Origin of the sequence: Enterococcus sp. 10F3_DIV0382, from assembly GCF_002140245.1 — a bacterium.
Lineage (GTDB): Bacteria > Bacillota > Bacilli > Lactobacillales > Enterococcaceae > Enterococcus_B > Enterococcus_B lactis.
The window spans coordinates 2,083,599-2,087,220 of record NZ_NGMF01000001.1 but is presented as its reverse complement, the minus strand read 5'-3'; the positions used below and the strand labels follow the sequence as shown (position 1 = coordinate 2,087,220).

Annotated in this window: 4 protein-coding genes and 4 tRNA genes; all 8 read left to right on the top strand. The window is 38.0% G+C overall.

Features of this window, described 5'->3' with window-relative positions:
• Positions 1 to 67: 67 nt before the first annotated feature.
• The 8 genes from A5849_RS10475 (at position 68) to A5849_RS10440 (ending at position 3,428) form a co-directional block, all read left to right on the top strand.
• A complete protein-coding gene (locus A5849_RS10475) occupies positions 68 to 1,372 on the top strand; it encodes a PTS sugar transporter subunit IIC (protein WP_002320565.1) in 1,305 nt (434 codons plus the stop codon).
• Positions 1,373 to 1,396: 24 nt separating this feature from the next.
• On the top strand, positions 1,397 to 1,657 hold the full coding sequence (locus A5849_RS10470; protein ID WP_002309692.1) for a hypothetical protein: 261 nt from the start codon (positions 1,397 to 1,399) through the stop codon (positions 1,655 to 1,657).
• Between the two features lie 183 nt (positions 1,658 to 1,840).
• Entirely contained in the window at positions 1,841 to 2,239 is a 399-nt protein-coding gene (locus A5849_RS10465; protein WP_002309691.1) for a cytidine deaminase, read from the top strand.
• A 95-nt stretch (positions 2,240 to 2,334) separates the two neighbouring features.
• Entirely contained in the window at positions 2,335 to 2,844 is a 510-nt protein-coding gene (locus A5849_RS10460) for a kinase (protein WP_002309690.1), read from the top strand.
• A 184-nt stretch (positions 2,845 to 3,028) separates the two neighbouring features.
• Positions 3,029 to 3,113 (top strand) — tRNA-Leu (locus A5849_RS10455).
• Between the two features lie 61 nt (positions 3,114 to 3,174).
• Positions 3,175 to 3,247: transfer RNA gene (locus tag A5849_RS10450), tRNA-His, on the top strand.
• Between the two features lie 9 nt (positions 3,248 to 3,256).
• Positions 3,257 to 3,328 (top strand) — tRNA-Gln (locus A5849_RS10445).
• A 15-nt stretch (positions 3,329 to 3,343) separates the two neighbouring features.
• Positions 3,344 to 3,428: transfer RNA gene (locus tag A5849_RS10440), tRNA-Leu, on the top strand.
• The last annotated feature ends 194 nt before the right edge of the window (positions 3,429 to 3,622 follow it).

The window sequence follows — 3,622 nt, the reverse complement described above, 5'->3', positions numbered from 1 at the left end:
ATTATGAACATTCTTTGCTTCATTATGCAGTGAATGGTCTCTATTTTATTGAAAAGGAGTGGTTTTAGTGGAAAAGCTGATGAAATGGGTTGAGGAAAAACTTGTCCCACCAATGGCAAAAATTGGTACACAGCGACATTTGTTGGCAATTCGTAATGGGGTTGTTTCAACACTGTCATTGATTTTGATTGGTACATTTTTTATGGTTTTCATCAATTTACCGTTTCCTGGGTGGAATGAATTTATTGCCCCTTATTCGGCAACAATCGTTTTACCTTTCAGGATTACGATGGGATTAATGGCTATTTACGCAACTTTTGTTATGGGTTCGGATCTAGCTAAATCATATGGGTTGGATAGTGTGACGGGTGGTATATTATCACTAGGGACGTTCTTTATGTTACAAGTTCCTGTAAACGTTTTAACACCTGAAGAGGCACCTCTTGGCTGGGTCTTACCGATGAGTTCTTTAGGAGCATCTGGGATGTTTGCCGGGATCCTATCCATGATTTTTGCAGTGGAAGTGTATCGTTTCTTTAAAAAGCGTAATATTACTATCAAAATGCCAGAACAAGTACCACCTGCTGTGGCCCGTAGTTTTGAGGCATTGATTCCTGGTGCAGTGATTTTAACAACGACTTGGTTGATTCGAAGCGTCGCGGGTTTCGATGTAAACGCTGCCTTATTGTCGTTATTCGAGCCCTTAACCAATATTTTAGGGAATAATCTGCTTGGTGTTTTATTACCGATGTTTTTGATCCATTTGTTGTGGTCATTTGGGATCCATGGCATGAGTATCGTAGGAGCTGTTGTTCGTCCAATGTGGCTGATTATGTTGGATGAGAATGCGAAGGCGTTAGCAGATGGTACAGCTGCTACCAAATTGCCTTATATCGCTCCTGAACAGTTTTATCAATGGACAGTTACGATTGGCGGTGCAGGAGCCACGATTGTGGTATCAGTTTTGTTTTTATTCTTTTGTAAATCAAAATTCTTAAAAGAAGTTGGTCGTTTTTCCATTATTCCTGGTATCTTCAATATCAATGAGCCGATGATTTTTGGAGCTCCTATGATGTTGAATCCTTACATGTTCATTCCATTCAACTTAGTTCCTTTAGTTTTGACTATTGTCAGCTATTTTGCAGTCAAATTAGAAATGGTCAATGGATTTACTGTATTGCCAACATGGACATTACCAGCACCAATCGGCGGCTACCTTTCAGCAGGAAATGACTGGCGTGTGGTTGTTTTGATTGTGATCAATACACTGATAGCATTTATCATCTATTATCCATTTGTAAAAGCTTATGATAAAAAGATGTTGTCAGATGAACAAAATAATAATGGAGATAATGAAATACAAACTGCTTAAGTCTGATTTCAGAGGTGGAAAACAATGTATTGGCTGATTTTATTTTTTGTTTTTATCTTTTTATTAACGATAAGCCAACTTATGTTGAATATGCTGGCTATGCGTCACGTTCACATCAATCGTTGGGTTTGGGCTCTGGCATCATTTTTGATTGTGATTCTTCCAAAGATCATTTTACCGCAGATGAATGTTTTATTATCATGGGGCACATATATACTTTGTGGAATTTTTGCTATCAATTTTATGATCGAGCAGCATAGGTGGTTTGTCACATCGAAGCTTTGATCGAAGCTTTAAATGTTCCAAAAGCAGGCTTGTAAATGCAAGCTTGCTTTTTTACCGTTGTACCAAGAACAATAGTCCACATATTAACTGAGTCGTTTCTTTTCTTTCCGTTCTGCCATTGATGTTTTTTTATATAAAGATTATGATTACTTTAACCGATTTGGCAGAAAAAAGGAGATAAAAATGAGCGATTTATCAACAATGGATTTAGAATTAGTGGATGCTGCAACCGAAGTCATTAAATCAAATATTGATTTGGTGTCTTTCAATCATACAGTAGGAGCTGCAGTACGTTGCACAAATGGTAATGTGTATACTGGTGTGAATGTTTATTCGAATCATGGGGCATGTGCAGAAATCATTGCGTTAGGGACAGCAATCAGTCGTGGTGAACGTGATTTTGAGTGTATCGTAGCTGTGGGTGGAGATCATTTTGACATGATCTATTCTCCATGTGGGAATTGCCGACAGTTTATATTGGAGTATGCACCTGCTTGTGAAATCATTGTCTCAACAGAAGAGGGGGCTAAAAAAATCAAAATTACGGATCTCATTCCATATGCTTACCACAGATCAGAATGATTTTTATACAAACAGATTCTCTTTTTATTTTCAATCAACAGAAGGATTAATGATGTTGGATGAATGATTATTGGTATACAAGGAGATGCAGTGTTATGGGGAAGCTAGTCATATTAAGAGGAAATTCAGCAAGTGGGAAAACAACGACAGCTAAAGCTATTCAAAATCATTTTCCTATGGGGAAGGTGATGCGAATCTCTCAAGATGAAGTGAGAAGAGAAATGTTGAATGTCAAAGATAAAGTAGGAAATCCTACACCAGATTTGATCCGTCAGTTGGCAGAATTTGGAAAAGACAGATTTGATTTAGTCCTTATCGAGGGGATCATGAGTGCAAAAATCTACAAAGCGATGCTTATGGACCTGTATGAGAGCTTTCAAGGAAATGTATTTGCTTATTATTACGATCTTTCTTTTGAAGAAACGCTGAGACGTCACAGCCAGAGAAAGATGTCAAAAGAATTTGGTGCAGAACAAATGGCGGATTGGTGGTTGGAGCATGATATACTTGGATTGCCTAATGAGAAGATACTGACTGCCGAATTAAGTCAACAAGAAATGATAGAGAAAATACTTCAGGAGATTGATCTGCAGGTAGACAGTTGATTTTTTATCAAGAAATAATTGGTGGTAAAAATTAAAATTTTTATTCTGTTCTAAACAATTATGGTTGTTTAGAACTTTTTTTTGTGTATGATATAAAGGCGGTCTCTTATACACATCTAGATGTGTATAAGAGACAGCTCATGCGTTGGTTCGAATCCAGCTACCCCAGTTATTCTTTTAATTTGCCGGCGTGGCGGAATTGGCAGACGCGCTGGACTCAAAATCCAGTGCCCGTTGAGGGCGTGCCGGTTCGACCCCGGCCGCCGGTATTGACTAAGATGTCTTCATCTTAGTTTTTTATTGAGAAATTAAATAACATCTTTTATGATGGCGAATGTGGCGAAGTGGTTAACGCACCGGATTGTGGCTCCGGCATTCGTGGGTTCGATTCCCATCATTCGCCCTTTATTCTTGGGGTATAGCCAAGCGGTAAGGCAAGGGACTTTGACTCCCTCATGCGTTGGTTCGAATCCAGCTACCCCAGTTATTCTTTTAATTTGCCGGCGTGGCGGAATTGGCAGACGCGCTGGACTCAAAATCCAGTGTCCGTTGAGGACGTGCCGGTTCGACCCCGGCCGCCGGTATTACGAAAAACCTTGAAATTAAATTTCAAGGTTTTTTATTTTATTTAAATACTATTTTATAAACCCATAGATCAGTATAGGAACAGTAAAGTTTATTAGGTTTGAAAAATTTTTTTGTATATAAAAAAGAACCTGTATTAAAAAATAATAATATTTTCTACTAAAATATATTGAAATAAAATTTCATAATTATA